We start from the raw sequence: 466 nt of genomic DNA, 5'->3' as shown, positions 1-466 counted from the left end.
GTAACTATTCAGCAGCAGGAAGCGGCGAAACGACAAGTCCGGCGAAGCTCAACGCCAGCGCATGGATCATCGAGCGGTTCTGCTTGCGCAGCGTGGCCAGATAGGAGCGGATCGTGCAGAACGCCTGCATGCCCGATTCCGAGCGGAAGCAGCCCGAGATTTTCTGTTTGAGTTTGGGCATGCGGATATCGCGCTCGGCCTGGTTGTTGTCGAACGGAACCCGGTGATCGGTGATGAAGCGCCACACCTCGCGGGCATGCTTCTGAAGGCGTCTGAGCAGGTTGCAGGTAAAGCTTTGCCTGATCCTGCCGCGACGCTCCTTTCGCGTGGGCTCACGGGCCTGCTGCGGATTGAGCCTGCGCGCCTGGGCAAGCAGCGCGCGGTTGCGCCGCCCGTAATAGTGCTGGCGCGCTGGATCCAGCGCCGTGTTGCCTGAGGCCACACTGAGGTCGACCTCGCGCTTTGC

General features: G+C 62.7%; 1 protein-coding gene. It reads right to left on the bottom strand.

Annotated elements, in window-relative coordinates; translation table 11 throughout:
• Positions 1-4 precede the first annotated feature (4 nt).
• Positions 5-466: IS66 family transposase (locus PQQ51_RS34380; RefSeq protein WP_408501631.1), on the bottom strand; the 462-nt coding region annotated here is incomplete at its 5' end.

The organism is Paraburkholderia xenovorans, assembly GCF_046030735.1.
GTDB lineage: Bacteria > Pseudomonadota > Gammaproteobacteria > Burkholderiales > Burkholderiaceae > Paraburkholderia > Paraburkholderia xenovorans_A.
This window is presented reverse-complemented; position numbering and strand designations above follow the sequence as displayed.